Annotated in this window: 14 protein-coding genes; 2 read left to right on the top strand and 12 right to left on the bottom strand. The window is 63.3% G+C overall.

Annotation, left to right across the window (positions count from 1 at the left end; translation table 11 throughout):
* Positions 1-22 precede the first annotated feature (22 nt).
* The 9 genes from purD to HMPREF1546_RS09235 all read right to left on the bottom strand — a co-directional run bounded on the left by purD (position 23) and on the right by HMPREF1546_RS09235 (position 8,640).
* Positions 23-1,303 carry a phosphoribosylamine--glycine ligase gene (gene purD, locus HMPREF1546_RS09275; protein WP_021749354.1) on the bottom strand — a complete coding sequence of 427 codons (1,281 nt, stop codon included), beginning with the start codon at positions 1,301-1,303 and terminating at the stop codon, positions 23-25.
* Positions 1,304-1,487: 184 nt separating this feature from the next.
* The gene (locus HMPREF1546_RS09270; RefSeq protein WP_021749352.1) at positions 1,488-2,666 is read right to left on the bottom strand and encodes a phosphoribosylaminoimidazolecarboxamide formyltransferase; all 1,179 of its coding nucleotides are present in this window, start codon (positions 2,664-2,666) and stop codon (positions 1,488-1,490) included.
* On the bottom strand, positions 2,663-3,313 hold the full coding sequence (locus tag HMPREF1546_RS09265) for an IMP cyclohydrolase (RefSeq protein WP_083490996.1): 651 nt from the start codon (positions 3,311-3,313) through the stop codon (positions 2,663-2,665). The genes HMPREF1546_RS09270 and HMPREF1546_RS09265 overlap by 4 nt, the downstream gene beginning before the upstream one ends.
* Positions 3,314-3,375: 62 nt before the next feature.
* Entirely contained in the window at positions 3,376-3,996 is a 621-nt protein-coding gene (purN, locus tag HMPREF1546_RS09260) for a phosphoribosylglycinamide formyltransferase (RefSeq protein WP_021749350.1), read from the bottom strand.
* A complete protein-coding gene (purM, locus tag HMPREF1546_RS09255) occupies positions 3,990-5,024 on the bottom strand; it encodes a phosphoribosylformylglycinamidine cyclo-ligase (RefSeq protein ID WP_021749349.1) in 1,035 nt (344 codons plus the stop codon). Before purM ends, purN begins: the two co-directional genes overlap by 7 nt.
* 1 nt (position 5,025) lies before the next feature.
* Positions 5,026-6,489, bottom strand: a complete 1,464-nt coding sequence (gene purF / locus HMPREF1546_RS09250) for an amidophosphoribosyltransferase (RefSeq protein ID WP_136891809.1) — start codon at positions 6,487-6,489, stop codon at positions 5,026-5,028.
* Positions 6,479-7,198 carry a phosphoribosylaminoimidazolesuccinocarboxamide synthase gene (gene purC, locus HMPREF1546_RS09245; RefSeq protein ID WP_036630378.1) on the bottom strand — a complete coding sequence of 240 codons (720 nt, stop codon included), beginning with the start codon at positions 7,196-7,198 and terminating at the stop codon, positions 6,479-6,481. The genes purF and purC overlap by 11 nt, the downstream gene beginning before the upstream one ends.
* A gap of 196 nt (positions 7,199-7,394) precedes the next feature.
* Entirely contained in the window at positions 7,395-7,892 is a 498-nt protein-coding gene (gene purE, locus HMPREF1546_RS09240) for a 5-(carboxyamino)imidazole ribonucleotide mutase (RefSeq protein WP_021749346.1), read from the bottom strand.
* 22 nt (positions 7,893-7,914) lie between these two features.
* Entirely contained in the window at positions 7,915-8,640 is a 726-nt protein-coding gene (locus HMPREF1546_RS09235; protein WP_021749345.1) for a GntR family transcriptional regulator, read from the bottom strand.
* A 257-nt stretch (positions 8,641-8,897) separates the two neighbouring features.
* Between HMPREF1546_RS09235 and HMPREF1546_RS09230 the strand changes: the two genes are divergently transcribed.
* Complete coding sequence (locus HMPREF1546_RS09230; RefSeq protein WP_021749343.1) at positions 8,898-9,887, top strand: 2-hydroxyacid dehydrogenase; 990 nt, start codon at positions 8,898-8,900, stop codon at positions 9,885-9,887.
* A 229-nt stretch (positions 9,888-10,116) separates the two neighbouring features.
* Positions 10,117-11,022: an S-layer homology domain-containing protein gene (locus HMPREF1546_RS09225; RefSeq protein ID WP_083490995.1), complete on the top strand. Its 906-nt coding sequence runs from the start codon at positions 10,117-10,119 to the stop codon at positions 11,020-11,022.
* Between the two features lie 172 nt (positions 11,023-11,194).
* Here the strand turns inward: HMPREF1546_RS09225 and HMPREF1546_RS09220 are convergent, their stop codons facing one another.
* The 3 genes from HMPREF1546_RS09220 to HMPREF1546_RS19195 all read right to left on the bottom strand — a co-directional run.
* Entirely contained in the window at positions 11,195-12,100 is a 906-nt protein-coding gene (locus tag HMPREF1546_RS09220) for an NAD(P)/FAD-dependent oxidoreductase (protein WP_021749340.1), read from the bottom strand.
* A 146-nt stretch (positions 12,101-12,246) separates the two neighbouring features.
* Positions 12,247-14,643: a ribonucleoside triphosphate reductase gene (locus tag HMPREF1546_RS09215; RefSeq protein ID WP_021749339.1), complete on the bottom strand. Its 2,397-nt coding sequence runs from the start codon at positions 14,641-14,643 to the stop codon at positions 12,247-12,249.
* 167 nt (positions 14,644-14,810) lie between these two features.
* Positions 14,811-15,290 (bottom strand): radical SAM protein (locus tag HMPREF1546_RS19195; protein ID WP_021751876.1); only part of this gene is annotated, 480 nt, incomplete at its 5' end.

Here is a 15,290-nt window from a genome sequence, read left to right as displayed (position 1 = left end):
GGCGCTCATCAAAATATGCGTTTCAGTCCGCCAGAGCCGCCAGAGCCCGCTGGCCGATGTCATGGCGCAGGTATTTGCCGTCAAAGTCCACCGCCCTGGCGGCGGCGTAGGCGTCGTGCAAAGCCTGCCGCAAAGTGGGACCGGTGGCGGTGACGCCCAGTACCCGGCCGCCGCTGGTGACCAGCTGCCCATTCTCGTCCAGTCTGTCCCCGGCGTGGTAGATGGTCACGTTTCCCGGTGCCGACGCGGGCAGAGAGATGGGCTTACCCTTTTCGTAGTGCCCTGGATACCCGCCGGAGGCCAAGATCACACAGGCGGCGGAGGCGTGCCGCCACTCCACGGTGAGCGCTCCCAGGGTCTCGCTTTCCACCGCCTGCATGACCGTCAGCAGGTCTGTTTTCAGCAGGGGCAGCACCACCTGGGTCTCCGGGTCCCCGAAGCGGCAGTTGTACTCGATGACCTTGGGCCCGTCCGGGGTCAGCATCAAACCGAAGTACAGGCAGCCTTTGAAGGGGCAGCTTTCCGCCCGCATGGCGGCCAGAGTGGGCAGGAAGATGGTGTCCATGCACACCCGGGCGATGTCCTCGGTGTAGCAGGGATTGGGAGCCACGGTGCCCATGCCGCCGGTGTTGGGGCCAGTATCTCCGTCCCCCGCCCGCTTGTGGTCCATGGAGGACACCATGGGGGCGATGGCGGTGCCGTCGGTGAAAGCCAGAACGCTGACCTCCGGACCAGTCAAAAACTCCTCGATCACCACCCGGCTGCCGGAGTCCCCGAAGGCCCGGTCCTCCATCATGGTCCTGACGGCATCCTCTGCCTCTTCATAGGACCGGGAGATCAGCACGCCCTTGCCCAGGGCCAGACCGTCCGCCTTGATGACGATGGGGAAGGAGGCGGTTTTCAAATAGGCGAGCGCCGCAGCGGGCGTATCGAACACCTCATATCGGGCGGTGGGGATGTGATATTTTTTCATCAGGTCTTTGGCAAAGACCTTGCTGGACTCGATCCGGGCGGCTCTGGCGTCCGGCCCGAAGCAGGGGATGCCCGCGGCGTGGAGGGCGTCCACACACCCCAGAGCCAGAGGATCGTCCGGCGCCACCACCGCGAACCCCACGGCGTGGGAGACGGCGAAGTCCACAATAGCGCCGATGTCTGTGGCGCTGATCTGCGGCACACAAACGGCGTCAGCGGCGATGCCGCCGTTGCCCGGCAGGGCGTAAATCGTCTCCACCACCGGATTTTCTTTCAGTTTTTTGATGATGGCGTGCTCCCGGCCGCCGCCGCCTACTACGAGAAGATCCATCGAATCGTCCTCCTTGCTTCGTGCATAAAACAGTGTGAAGAGAGACCGGGGAAAACCGGACAGGCTTTCCCGGTTGATTTGCCATCGCAAATCAGAAAAGGAAACTTCATTGCCCCTATCCGGGCCCAGACTCGGCAGACCCGGCGGCAGGATGCCGGACAGGCCCGCTTCTCTTCAAAGACGCTCAGTGGTGGAACAGCCGCATCCCTGTAAACGCCATCACCATGCCGTATTTGTTGGCTGTTTCAATGACATGGTCATCCCGGATGGAACCGCCGGGCTCAACGATGTACTGGACGCCGGATTTTCTCGCCCGCTCCACATTATCGCCGAAGGGGAAGAAGGCGTCGGAGCCGCATGTGACGCCGGTGAGGGCTGCGATCCAGGCTTTTTTCTCCTCCGCCGTCAGGGGATCGGGGCGCACGGCGAAGGTCTTCTGCCAGATGCCCTCCGCCAGCACGTCCTCATACTCGTCGGAGAGATATACGTCGATGGCGTTATCCTGGTCCGGGCGGCGAATGTTCTCCACGAATTGCAGGCCCAGCACCTTGGGATGGTGGCGGAGCCACCAGGTGTCCGCCTTGGTGCCCGCCAGGCGGGTGCAGTGGATGCGGCTCTGCTGGCCCGCTCCCACGCCGATGGCCTGTCCGTCCTTCACGTAGCAGACGGAGTTGGACTGGGTGTATTTCAGGGTGATGAGGGCCACGATCATGTCCCGCTTGGCCGCTTCCGGCAGGTCCTTGTTCTCCGTGACAAGGTTGGTGAGGAGCGCCTCATTGATCTCAAAGTTGTTCCGCCCCTGTTGGAAGGTGACGCCGAACGCGTCCTTGTACTCCTGGGGGGCGGGGACGTAGTCCGGGTCGATCTGCACGACGTTGTAATTGCCCTTCTTCTTGGTATTCAATATCTCCAGGGCTTCGTCGGTGTAGCCGGGGGCGATGATGCCGTCGGACACCTCATATTTCAGATACCGGGCGGTGGCGGCGTCGCACACGTCGGAGAGGGCCGCCCAGTCCCCGTAGGAGCACAGCCGGTCCGCACCCCGGGCCCGGATGTAGGCACAGGCGATGGGGGAGAGGTCTGCGCCCTCCTCCACAAAGTACATCTGCCGCTCCACATCACTGAGGGGGTTGCCCACGGCAGCCCCGGCGGGGGACACGTGCTTGAAGGACGCGGCGGCGGGCAGGCCGGTGGCTTCTTTCAGTTCCCGCACCAGCTGCCAGGCGTTCAGCGCGTCCAGAAAGTTGATGTATCCCGGCTTGCCGTTCAGCACCGTGAGGGGCAGGTCGGACCCGTCCCGCATGAAGATGCGGGCGGGCTTCTGGTTGGGATTGCAGCCGTATTTCAGTTCCAGTTCGTTCATGCCTGGGTCTCCTTTCCGGAATACTTGTTGACGATGCGCTGCTGGAAGTTCCGGGTCTCCAGGTCTGTGAAGCGGACGAAGAGGGAGATCCTGTTGGCCTCGTCCAGAGCGTCCCAAACGGCGCTGGCGAGGCTGTCAATGTCCCCTTCCACGGCCACCTGCTCCGGCTCTCCGGCAAAGGAGGGCAGGGGATCGCCGTCTCCGGCGTAGGTGTGGAGGAAGTGGCCGGTCCCCGGCTGGCCAGGATACTCGAAGGTCTGCCGCAGGCAGCGTCTGCCGGTCCCGTCGGCGGCTTTCAGGATGGACAGCTTGTAACTGCCGTTGGGCCCCAGCAGCCCGGAAATCCGTGGGGTCCAGTTGGGACCGTCCGGCTCGAATTCCCGCGTGCGGAGGGCCTGCTCCATGGGAAGGCCCTGCTTTAAAAACTCCAGGATGGTGTCCGTCTGGTCCCCGTTGGTGACGATGAGTCCCCGGCCCATCTGCCGTACCGGGTGGTAGATGATGAGGCTGGGGTCCTCCATCCTGGCGGGGTCCGCCGCCTGGGTACGGATGCCGTCCGGCTCCTCCGCGAAGACGCGGTTGCGGCTGTTGGCGCTGCGGCCCATGATGAAATAGACGGCCACGGACGACTTGCCGTCCGGCGTCATGCCCAGCACGATCCCACGGCCGGGATAGGGATTGCCCCGCAGCAGGGCACATAAATCCTGTTTCACAGATGCTCCTCCTTTTCCGTGGCGATGTGGGCGGCCAGCTGTTCTGCGGCCTGGGGCAGCAGCACCCACTCCGCCTGTTCCATGACCCGGCGCTGCAAGGTTTCCGGCGTGTCGCCGGGCAGAATGTCCACCGCTTTCTGCAGCAGGATGCGCCCTCCGTCCGGGATCTCGTTCACCAGATGGACGGTAGCGCCGGTGACCCTGACGCCACGGCGGAGGGCTGCCTCATGGACCTTCAGCCCGTAATACCCCTTCCCACAGAAGGCGGGGATCAGGGAGGGATGGACGTTGACGATCCGGTCCGGCCAGCGACGGACGAAGTCCGCGGACAGGATGGACAGGAACCCGGCCAGCACGACCAGATCCACCCGGTACTGCGTCAGCGCCTCCATCAGCGCCGCCTCAAACGGCTCCTGCCCCAGCTGCTTCCGGGACAGGGGAATGGCAGGCACGCCGCGGCGCTTTGCCCGCTCCAGAGCGTAGGCTTCGGGATTGCTGGAGAGGACCAGCACGATCTCCCCGTGGGGCAGGGCGCCTGCTTCCTGAGCGTTCAGCAGCGCCTCCAGGTTGGTGCCGCCGCCGGAGACCAGCACAGCGATACGGGCCTTGTTCAGCATAGGATCACCCGTTCCTCTCCGGAGATCACCTCACCTATCACATAGCCGGGGCAGCCGTGCTGGGCCAGGGCGGAGAGGGCCTGGTCCGCCGTGTCCCGGGAGACGATCACCGCCATGCCGACCCCCATGTTGAAGGTGTTGAACATGTCCCGCTCCGGGATGTGGCCGGTCTCCCGGAGCATTTTGAAGATGGGTGGCGTCCGGACGGCAGCCTTCTCAATTTTCACCGTCATCCCATCCGGCAGGCACCGGGGGATGTTCTCATAAAAGCCCCCGCCGGTGATGTGGCTGATGCCGTGGACCTCTGCCGCGTCGATGGCGGCCAGCACCGGCTTCACATAGATGCGGGTGGGGGTCAGCAGGGCCTCGCCCAGGCTCTCCCCCAGATCTTCACAGTAGACCGTCAGATTGGCATGCTCCACGTGAAAGACCTTCCGCACTAGGGAGAATCCGTTGGAGTGGAGGCCGGAGGAGGGCAGGGCCAGCACCACGTCCCCGGAGCGGACCCGGTCCGGGTCGATGATATCGCCCTTGTCCACGATGCCCACGGAAAAGCCCGCCAGGTCGTAGTCCTCCGGCGCCATGATGCCGGGGTGCTCGGCGGTCTCGCCGCCGATGAGGGCGCAGCCCGCCTGGACGCAGCCCTCTGCTACGCCGGAGACAATGGCGGCCACCTTCTCCGGCACATTCTTGCCGATGGCGATGTAGTCCAGAAAGAACAGGGGCTTTGCCCCGCAGCAGATGATGTCGTTGACGCACATGGCCACGCAGTCCACGCCCACGGTGTCGTGCCGGTCCAGCAGCTGGGCGATGCGGATTTTGGTGCCCACCCCATCGGTGCCGGACACCAGCACCGGCTCACGTATGCCGGTCAGGTCCGGGGCGAACAACCCGCCAAAGCCCCCAATGCCGGACACTACCCCGGGGATCCTGGTCCGGGCCACGTGGGGGGCCATCAGCTTCACACCGGCGTAGCCTGCGGTGATGTCCACGCCGGACTTCCGGTAGCTCTCCGAATAACTCTCCATATCAGGTCCTCTCCCTCTCACTGATCTTGCACTCGAATCGGTCTTTGCCGCCGTCCTGGGGCACGGCGGTGGGGTAGCCCCCGCCGAAGCAGGCGGTGCAGAAGCCGCACTGGGTATTGTCCGCCAGCTTCACCACGTCCTGCAGGCTCAGATACCCCAGGGAATCCACACCGATGATCTTTGCGATCTCCTCCACCGAGTGGTTGTTGGCGATGAGCTTGCTGGGGTCATCGATGTCCGTACCGTAGTAGCAGGCGGCCACAAAGGGCGGCGCGCTGACCCGCATGTGGATCTCCTTCGCCCCGGCTTTCCGCAGCAGGTCGATGGTCCGGCGGCAGGTGGTGCCCCGGACGATGGAGTCGTCGATCAGCACCACCCGCTTGCCCTCCACCACGGAGCGGATGGGGTTCAGCTTGATATTGACCTCGTTTTCCCGCATGGCCTGAGTGGGGGAGATGAAGGTGCGGCCGATGTACTTGTTCTTGATGAACCCCATGCCGTAGGGGATACCGCTCTGCCGGGCGTAGCCCAGGGCGGCGTCCAGGCCGGAGTCCGGCACGCCGATGACGATGTCCGCCTGGACCGGGTGCTCCAGGGCCAGGAAGGCCCCGGCCCGCTGCCGTGCCACGTGGACGCTGGACCCGTCGATGACGGAGTCCGGCCGGGCGAAGTAGATGAACTCGAACACGCAGAGCCGCTTGGGGACCTTGCCACAGTGGCGGGTGTCGGACTTGACGCCGGACTTGTCCGCCACCACGATCTCCCCGGGCAGGATGTCCCGCTCGAACCGGGCGCCGATGGCGTCCAGGGCGCAGGACTCGGAGGCGAACACCACGCCCCCGTCCCGCAGTCGGCCCATGCACAGCGGCCGGAAGCCGTGGGGGTCCCGGACGGCGATGAGCTTGGTGGGGGAGGAGATCACCAGGGAGTAGGCCCCCTCGATCCGGTCCATGGCGGCGGAGACCGCCTCCTCGATGGAGGGGGCGCGCAAACGCTCCTGGACGATGATGTAGGCGATGACCTCGGAGTCCGTGGTGGTCTGGAAGATGGAGCCCTGGCTCTCCAGCTCCTGGCGCAATGCGTGGGAGTTGGTGAGGTTGCCGTTGTGGGCCAGGGCCATGCGGCCCTTGTAGTGGTTCACCAGGATGGGCTGGACGTTCCGCTTGTTGTCGGACCCGGTGGTGCCGTAGCGCACGTGGCCTACGGCGATGGTGCCCGTGCCCAGGGAGCGGAGCCGCTCCGCCGGAAACACCTCGTTCACCAGCCCCACATCCCGGTACGCGGTGAACACGCCATCATCGTTCACCGCGATGCCGGCGCTCTCTTGGCCCCGGTGCTGGAGGGCGTACAGGGCGTAATAGGCCAGGGGGGCCACATCCGTCGTCTCCGGCGCGTACACGCCGAACACGCCGCACTCCTCTTGGATGTGGCGGGCCGGGAGCACGGCGCTCAGCTCAGTCGGCATCATGGGCAAGCAGTCTCTGCATGACCTCGGCATAGGCGCCCTCCACGCCGCCCAGGTCCCGGCGGAAGCGGTCCTTGTCCAGCTTCTCATGGGTCTTTTCGTCCCAGAGGCGGCAGGTGTCGGGGCTGATCTCGTCCGCCAGAACGATCGTGCCGCCGGTCAGTCTGCCGAACTCCAGCTTGAAGTCCACCAGCGTGACGCCGCACTCTGCCCAGAAGGCCTTGAGAATGTCGTTGACGGCAAAGGCGTACTTCTTGATGGTCTCGATCTCCTCCGCTGTGGCCAGCTTCAGCGCCAGGGCGTGATAGCTGTTCAGCAGGGGATCTCCCAGTTCGTCGTTCTTGTAGGAGAACTCGATGGTGGGAGCGTCGAATACGATGCCCTCCTCCACACCGTACCGCTTGGCGAAGGACCCGGCAGAGAGGTTGCGGATGATAACCTCCAGCGGCACGATGGAGACCTTCTTCACCAGGGTCTCCCGCTCACTCAGCTCCTGAACGAAGTGGGTGGGAATGCCGGCCTTTTCGATCCGCCGCATCAGATGGTTGGTCATCTGGTTGTTGATGACGCCCTTGCCCGCAATGGTGCCCTTCTTCAGGCCGTTGAAGGCGGTGGCGTCGTCCTTGTAGTCCACGATGTAAAGTTCCGGGTCGTCGGTGCGGAAGACCTTCTTGGCCTTTCCCTCATAGAGCTGTTCCAGCTTCTGCATGGTGCGTTCGTCCTTTCTTTCTGTTGAGAGATTAGATATTTGAATAGGCAATTGATAAACCATTAGAAAAACGGAAGGGAAAGAGAAAATAGAAATGAGAAATCAGAAATCCGGCCGCGGGATGGCGCGGATACGGAACTTTGAGCCGTCCGGTCAGGACGGACTCAAGACTTTCCGATTCCTCATTTCCGATTTCTCACGATTTCAGGAGTTCCTCCTGGAGCTTGGCGTCCTTCTCGGCGATCTGCTCCGCCATCTTCCGCCGCTCCGCTTCCAGGCGCCGGGTCAGGGCCTCGTCCTCCACCGCCAGGATCTGGGCGGCCAGCACAGCAGCATTTTTCGCGCCGTTCAGTGCTACCGTAGCCACCGGGATGCCGCCGGGCATCTGGACTGTGGCCAGCAGGGCATCCAGCCCATCCAGGACGCCCCCCTTCATGGGAATGCCGATGACAGGCAGGGTGGTGTTGGCGGCAAAGGCCCCCGCCAGATGGGCAGCCATGCCGGCGGCGCAGATGACCACGCCGAATCCCCGCTCCCGGGCGGACTTGGCGAACTCAGCCGCCTGGGTCGGCGTCCGGTGGGCGCTGAGGATATGGGCCTCATAGGGGATGTCCAGGGCGTCCAGCTGGGTACAGGCCCCTTTGACCACGGGCCAGTCACTGTCGCTGCCCATGATGACGGCAACTTTTTTCATCGCAAGCGCTCCTTTCTGCGGCTCAGAGTTTTTTCCGCATGACGGTGTGGCGGAAGATGCCGTCCACAAAATACTCGCTGGAGCAGAACACGGGGCGTCCGTCGATGTCATAGTCCACCTCTTCCATGTTCAGCAGCGGCGTGCCCATGGGCACCTGGAAGATCTCCGCCAGGGCGGCATCCGCCGCGGCGGGCCGCACGTCTGTCAGATCCAGATAGGGATAGATGCCGCAGAACCGCTGGAGGAAGTGGAAGATGGGGAGCTTGAAGTCCTGGATGGTGTAATCCCCCTTGGCCAGGGCCTTTTCCACCACGTCCTCGCAGTAGATGGCGGGCCGGCCATCCGCGGTGCACAGCCGGGCGATGCGGATGATGGGGGTGTCCTCCGGAATGCGGAGCTGAGCGGCCACCTGGGCATCGGCAGTCCCATCGGAAACCCGGACAAAGGCCACCGCCGGCTCATGTCCGCTCTGGCGGATCATGTCCAGGAACTCTACCTCAATGTCCATGCGGGTCTGGACGTTCAGCACATGGCGGTTGATGATGGTGCCAACTCCGTGGCGGCGGGTGATGAAGCCCTCCCGCTCCAGAGAGGCCAGAATGTCCCGCAGCTGCGTGCGGCTGATTCCCAGCTTCTCTGCCAGGACACTCTCCCGGGGCAGGCGCTCGCAGCTGGCGTAGGCACCGTCCTTCATGTCGGCAAGCAGCTGAGAGCGGATGGTCTTGGTCTGGGCCGGCTGACCGCTCATAGTCACACCTCTTTCTGATCTCAAAATAGGTAATACCATAAAAGTCATACCTATTGTACCGGATTTTCTCCGGCGCCGCAACTGGCAGATTTGACAGATTCCGCCCTCCTTTTTTGCCCCGGCATATCCAGTCTGCTGTTGACGGCAGGACGCACGGGCCGGAGGCGTTTGTACGGCCGGATTTCGTGGGTTTTCACCGTGGACAACCGCCGGGGGGATGTTATAATGGAGTTGAACGAAAGAGGGAGGCGTTATTCGTGAAGATTGTGATCCTGGGTGCGGAGGCCCGTTACCGGGCCTATCAGCCCGCGATGCCCTTCATCCAGCAGCAGGAGCTGGTATTTCTGGACAAGGACAGCACGGAGGCAGAGATTCTGGCCGCCGGCGCTGATGCGGAGGTGCTGTTCGTGGACGCCATCACGGTGGTGTCCGCTGCTCTGATGGAACACATGCCCTGCCTGCGGCTGATTCACTCGGAGGGGGTGGCGTTTGACCGCATTGACCTCTCCGCCGCCCGGGAGCGGGGCATTTACGTCTGCAACAACAAGGGCTGCAACGCCGGGGCCGTGGCGGAGCAGACGGTCCTGCTGATACTGATGCTCCTGCGCCATGCCCTGGAGGGGGACGAGGCCGTCCGGGCGGGACGGCAGATGGAGATGAAAGAGCGGTGCATGGTGGAGGGGATCACGGAGCTCTCTGCCTGCAAGGTGGGCCTGGTGGGCTTTGGAGACATTGCGCGGGCCGCGGCGGAGCGGCTGGTCCCCTTCGGCTGCGAGCTGTACTACTACACCAAGCACCGCCGCTTGCCGGAAGAGGAGAAAAAATACCACGTCACCTACCTGCCGTTGGAGGAGCTGGCGGAGAAGAGCGACATCGTCAGCCTCCACTGCGCTGTCACGGAGGAGACCCGGAATCTGGTGGATGCCGCTCTGCTGCGGCGGATGAAACCCACAGCGTACCTCATCAACACCGCCCGGGGAGACCTTGTGGACAACGAGGCCCTGCGGCAGGCCCTGCTGGAGGGGCGAATCGCCGGAGCGGGGTTGGACACGCTGTCCCCGGAGCCGGTGCCGGCGGGGCACCCCCTGACGGCGCTGCCGCCGGAGGTCCAGCGGAAAGTGGTCCTGGCACCCCACCTGGGCGGCATTACAGAGGCATCCTTCCGTCGGGCCCATGCCCACATGTGGCGAAATGTGGAGCATTTGGCTGCGGGAGAGCGGCCGGACAACATCGTCAACGGCCTGTGATGCTCGCCGACAGTAAAAAATTCTGCCGGAGATGAAACAAAACCTGTGGAAAAATCGTCTAATTCCTATAAAGACCTATGGTAGAAGGACCATGTGCGGTTTGAAAGTCCTGCGCGCGAGCTGTGGGTCTGTATGCGGAAAACCCTCATGCGCCAACCGGCTTGCCTGTTCTCATGGCCCGCACGGCGCATGGAGTCAGGAAAAACAAAGAAGGGGAGCGTGACGCCGAATGAGACGTCGGATCTGGAGAGGTTGGATATTGTGCCTGTGCGCCTGCTTGCTGCTGTGCGGTGCCGCCAGCGGGACTGGAAGCACACCGCCGGACGCGGTGAGCCGCGGGGCCTTTGCAGACGCCCTGTATGACGCCCATGTGGCCCACGGCGGCGCTCCTGTGGTCAGCGAGGGCAGCTCCGCACCCTTCCGGGATGTGGGCTCCTGGTCCCCGTATTTCGAGGCGCTCTGTTGGGCTAAGGCCAGCGGCATCGCAGGGGGCTATGCAGGCGGTGCCTTCCGTCCTGCGGCACCGGTGACCCGCCAGCAGGCGACGGTGATGCTGTACCGCTATGCCAAGACCACGGACCTGCCGCTGGAGAAGGGGAGCGACCGGGATCTGGCCGGATACCGGGACGCGGATACCATCCCAACCTGGAGTCGGGAGGCTGTCCAATGGGCCGTGCGGAACGGCCTGTGGTTCTCCGGCAGCGCCACGGAGCTGCAGGCGGCGGAGAACGTCTCCTGGGAGGAGCTGGCCGTTCTGACCCAGCGGCTGTTCCTGGGCGGGATGCCCGCGGCTGCCTTGTCTGCGGCGCCGGAGGGGCTGACGATGGAGCTGCAGCAATGCACTACCACCGGCGCGGTTGTGGTACTGCAAAATGCGGCGGAGGAGACCTTCTCCTATGGGGCGGACTACGGTCTCTATCGGCAGGTGAACGGCGGCTGGTATCAGATGAACAAGGAAATGGACACCATCGCCATTGCCTATGAGCTGGCCCCGGGAGAGAGCCGGAAGCTTACCCTCAGCTGGGGAGAGCTGGACTGGGGCGGCGTCCTGCCCGCCGGGACCTACTGCGTAGCGCAGGGCGGGCTGCTGGGAGAACAGCAGGTCACCGTCTCCGTCACCTTTGCCATCAAATAAACGCCAGGCGGCCGCCGAAAAACCGGCGGCCGCCTTTCCATTGGGTGAACGGTTTCTTGCGATCCCGCCCAGACCGAAAAATCTCCCCCTCTTCTGGAGGAGTGAAGAGAACAGCACAGGCCGCCGGGAACGCCCAGCGGCCTGTACGGATTCTTGAGAAGGTGGCCCGGCGTCAAACACAGAAGCGGCAGGCCGACAGGGCCGCCACAGCGCCGTCCGCGCAGGCGGTGGTCAGCTGGCGGACCTCCTTGGCGCGGAGATCCCCTGCCGCAAAGATGCCGGGAATCGGCGTCAGGCAGTCCTCCCCGGCGGCGATAAAGCCCGCTTCGTCCACCGGCACCCCCAGAGACCGGGCCAGCCGGCTCTCCGGCAGCAGACCCACCGCCTGGAACAGCGCAGAGACCGGCAGGTGGGAGACTTCTCCCACAGCGGTGTTCCGCAGGGTCAGGCCGGTGAGGCGTTCCGATCCCTCCAGGGCCTCCACCACGGTGGACCGCAGCAGCGTGAGGTTGGCGGTCTTCTCCGCCCGCTCCACCAGAATGGGATCCGCCCGGAAGTCCGACCGCCGGTGGATCACCGTCACATGGCGGCAGATGTCTGCCAGATACAGCGCATCCTGCAGGGCGGTGCTGCCGCCTCCGGCCACTGCCACATCCTGTCCGGCGTAAAAGGCTCCGTCGCACACAGCGCAGAAGGAGATGCCGGCCAGACGATCCTCGCCCGCAAGGCCCAGGGTCCGGCGCCGCATCCCGGCGGCCAGGATTACCGCCCCGGCGGTATAGGCACCGTAGTCGGTGACCACCCGGCTGGGCGTGCCGCTCTGGATCTCCAGCGCCTCCTCCAGTTCGATCCGGGTCCCCAGGGCCTCGGCCTGGCTGTACAGCCGCTCCGCCAGTTCAGCGCCGGACACGGCGGGCAGGCCCGGAAAGTTTTCCACCTTGGGAGAGGAGGCGATCTGCCCGCCGAAGCTCTCCCGTTCCAGCAGCAGAACGGACTTTCCTGCCCGGCGGGCGTAGACGGCGGCGGTGAGCCCGGCCGGGCCGCCGCCCACGATAATGATGTCGAAATACTGGTCCATAGATGTTCCTCTCTGATGACTGACAGAAGATAAGGGAGACTTCGCAGCCCCCCACATAGTAACCGCTGTACCGCGGGGGCTGCTCCGCAGAGACGGCATTTTGGAGCTCGGAAAAGGAGGGACGAGAGTCCCTCCTTTTTCGTTGTTTACACGCTCTGCGAAGTGGCGAATTTTTTGATGGTGGAGGCGTTCACCAGCTTCTCCACCTGCTCTCCGTGGCGGACGATCAGGGTGGGGGCCTGCTGGATACCGTACCGGGCCACCAGCTCCCGATGCTCGTTCACGTCCATCACCTGATAGGCGATGCCCGCCTTCTCCAGCTCCCGCTTGGCGATGCTGCAGTTGGGGCAGGTCTTGGTGGTGAAGAGGAACAGGCCGTCCTCGCCCCGCTCCGCCGGTGTGCTGGGCGCGGTGCCGGCTGCGGGCTCCGTCGCAGCATCCCGGTCGCAGAGGCGGCGGCCCTCCAGCCGGGAGTTTTCCACCTGGTACTCCTGCCGGTCCTTGAACTCCTGGACCTTGCCGTCGTTCCAGTTCTGGACAGGGCGGTAATAGCCGGTGATGCGGCTCCACACCTCGCAGGTCTTCCCACACTTGGGGCAGGTAAAGTGCTCGCCCGAGAGATAGCCGTGGTCCGGACAGATGGAGTAGGTGGGGGACATGGTGTAGTAGGGGAGCTTGAAATTCTCCGCGATCTTCCGCACCAAATTGGCAGCCGCCTTCCAATCCGGCAGCTTCTCACCCAAAAAGGCGTGGAACACAGTGCCGGAGGTGTACAGGGTCTGCAGGTCATCCTGGATGGCCAGGGCCTCGAAGATGTCGTTGGTGTAGCCCACCGGCAGGTGGGAGGAGTTGGTGTAATAAGGCGTGTCACCGGGGTTCTTGGCAGCGGTGATGATATCGGGATACAGTGCCACGTCATGCTTGGCCAGCCGGTAGGTGGTGGACTCGGCGGGGGTGGCCTCCAGGTTGTAGAGGTCGCCGTACTGCTCCTGATAGTCCATCAGCCGCTCCCGCATGTGGTTCAGCACATCCTTGGCAAAGGCCTGGGTCTCCGGATGGGTCAGGTCCTTCCGCAGCCACTTGGCGTTCAGGCCCACCTCGTTCATGCCGATGAGGCCGATGGTGGAGAAGTGGTTATCAAAGGTGCCCAGGTAGTATTTGGTGTAGGGGTACAATCCCGCATCCATCAGCTTGGTGATGACGGTGCGCTTCACCTTCAGGCTCCGGGCGGCGATGTCCATCATGTGGTCCAGCCGCTCATAGAACTCCTCCGGCGTCTGGGAGAGGTAGGCGATCCGGGGCAGATTGATAGTCACCACGCCCACGGACCCGGTGGACTCGCCGGAGCCGAAGTAGCCGCCGGACTTCTTCCGCAGCTCCCGCAGATCCAGCCGCAGGCGGCAGCACATGCTGCGCACGTCAGAAGGCTCCATGTCAGAGTTGATGTAGTTGGAGAAATAGGGGGTGCCGTACTTGGCGGTCATCTCGAACAGGAGGCGGTTGTTCTCCGTGTCGGACCAGTCAAAGTCGCGCGTGATGGAATAGGTGGGGATGGGATACTGGAAGCCCCGGCCGTCGGCGTCGCCCTCGGTCATGATCTCGATGAACGCCTTGTTCACCATATCCATTTCCTTCTTGCAGTCGCCGTAAGTGAAATCCTGCTCCTTGCCGCCTACGATGGCCGGCAGGTTCTCCAGGTCACGGGGCACGGTCCAGTCCAGGGTGATGTTGGAGAACGGCGCCTGGGTACCCCAGCGGGAGGGAGTGTTCACGCCGAACACAAAGGACTGGATACACTGTTTAACCTCTTTCTGGGAGAGGTTGTCCACTTTCACAAAGGGGGCCAGATAGGTGTCAAAGGAGCTGAACGCCTGGGCGCCGGCCCACTCGTTCTGCATGATGCCCAGGAAGTTCACCATCTGGTTGCAGAGAGTAGAGAGGTGGCTGGCCGGGGTGGAGTTGATCTTGCCCGGGATACCCAGGCCCTGCTGGATCAGCTGCTTCAAACTCCAGCCGGCGCAGTAGCCGGTGAGCATGGAGAGGTCGTGGAGGTGGATGGCGCCGCTCTTGTGGGCGTCGGCAATCTCCTGGTCATAGATTTCAGAGAGCCAGTAGTTGGCGGTGATGGCGCCGGAGTTGGAGAGGATCAGGCCGCCCACGGAGTAGGTGACGGTGGAGTTCTCCTTCACCCGCCAGTCGTTGATATGCAGGTAGTTGTCCACCAGCTCCTTGTAGTCCAGCATGGTGGAGTTCAGGTTGCGGATCTTCTCCCGCTGCTTGCGGTAGAGAATGTAGGCCTTGGCCACGTCGGCATAGCCTGCCTTGCTGAGAATGTCCTCCACGCTGTCCTGAATGTCTTCCACGGTGATCTTGCCGTCATGGATCTTATCCTGGTAATCCGCCGTGACCCTCAGGGCCAGGAGATCAATGATGTCCGGATTGTACTCCATGTGGGTGGCCTCAAAGGCCTTGGTGATGGCGGTGCTGATCTTGGAGATGTCGAAAGAGGCGATCTTTCCATCCCGCTTGACGACCTGATACATGAAACCCCTGCTTTCTCTATGATAAATTCAATTCCCTGCTCCTGACAAGTCAATGGGCGCTGACGCGCCCCGTATTTCCCATTCTACCACTTCCTGGGGGCTTGTCAATTAGAAATGCCACTATATCTTGTATTCATTTTCTGTGAAAACGCTGAATTTTTCCATATCTAGTCAATGCCGCGCAGCTCCACAGCTCCAAAGAACGGCCGGACCCGCTCCGCAAAGCCCTGCAGCTGCTCTGCTGTAAAGCCGTGATATCCCCGGCCGATCAGATTGCCGGAGTCCACAAAGTTCTGAAGATAGTACCGGGGTGCCCCTGCCAGCCAGGCGGCGATGGCGTCCAGGTCCTCCGGCCTGTGGAGCTCCCGCACCAGGGTGGTGCGGAACTCATAGTCCACGGTGCTTTTCCGCAGCAGACGGATGCTCTCCTCCACTGGGGCGGGGTTGAAGCCCGGTATGCCGACGGTTTCGGCATACCGCGCCGGAGCGTTTTTCACGTCCATGGCCACATAGTCCACAAGGCCCTGGTTCAGGATCTCCGCCAGCCGGGCAGGATCACAGCCGTTGGTATCCAGCTTCACGGCAAAGCCCAGTTCCCGCACCTTCCGCAGAAAATCCGCTGCGTCCGGCTGGAGCAGCGGCTCCCC

This window comes from Oscillibacter sp. KLE 1745, assembly GCF_000469445.2.
GTDB lineage: Bacteria > Bacillota > Clostridia > Oscillospirales > Oscillospiraceae > Oscillibacter > Oscillibacter welbionis.
The sequence above is the reverse complement of the archived record's forward strand: the minus strand, read 5'-3'. Positions and strand labels throughout refer to the sequence as shown.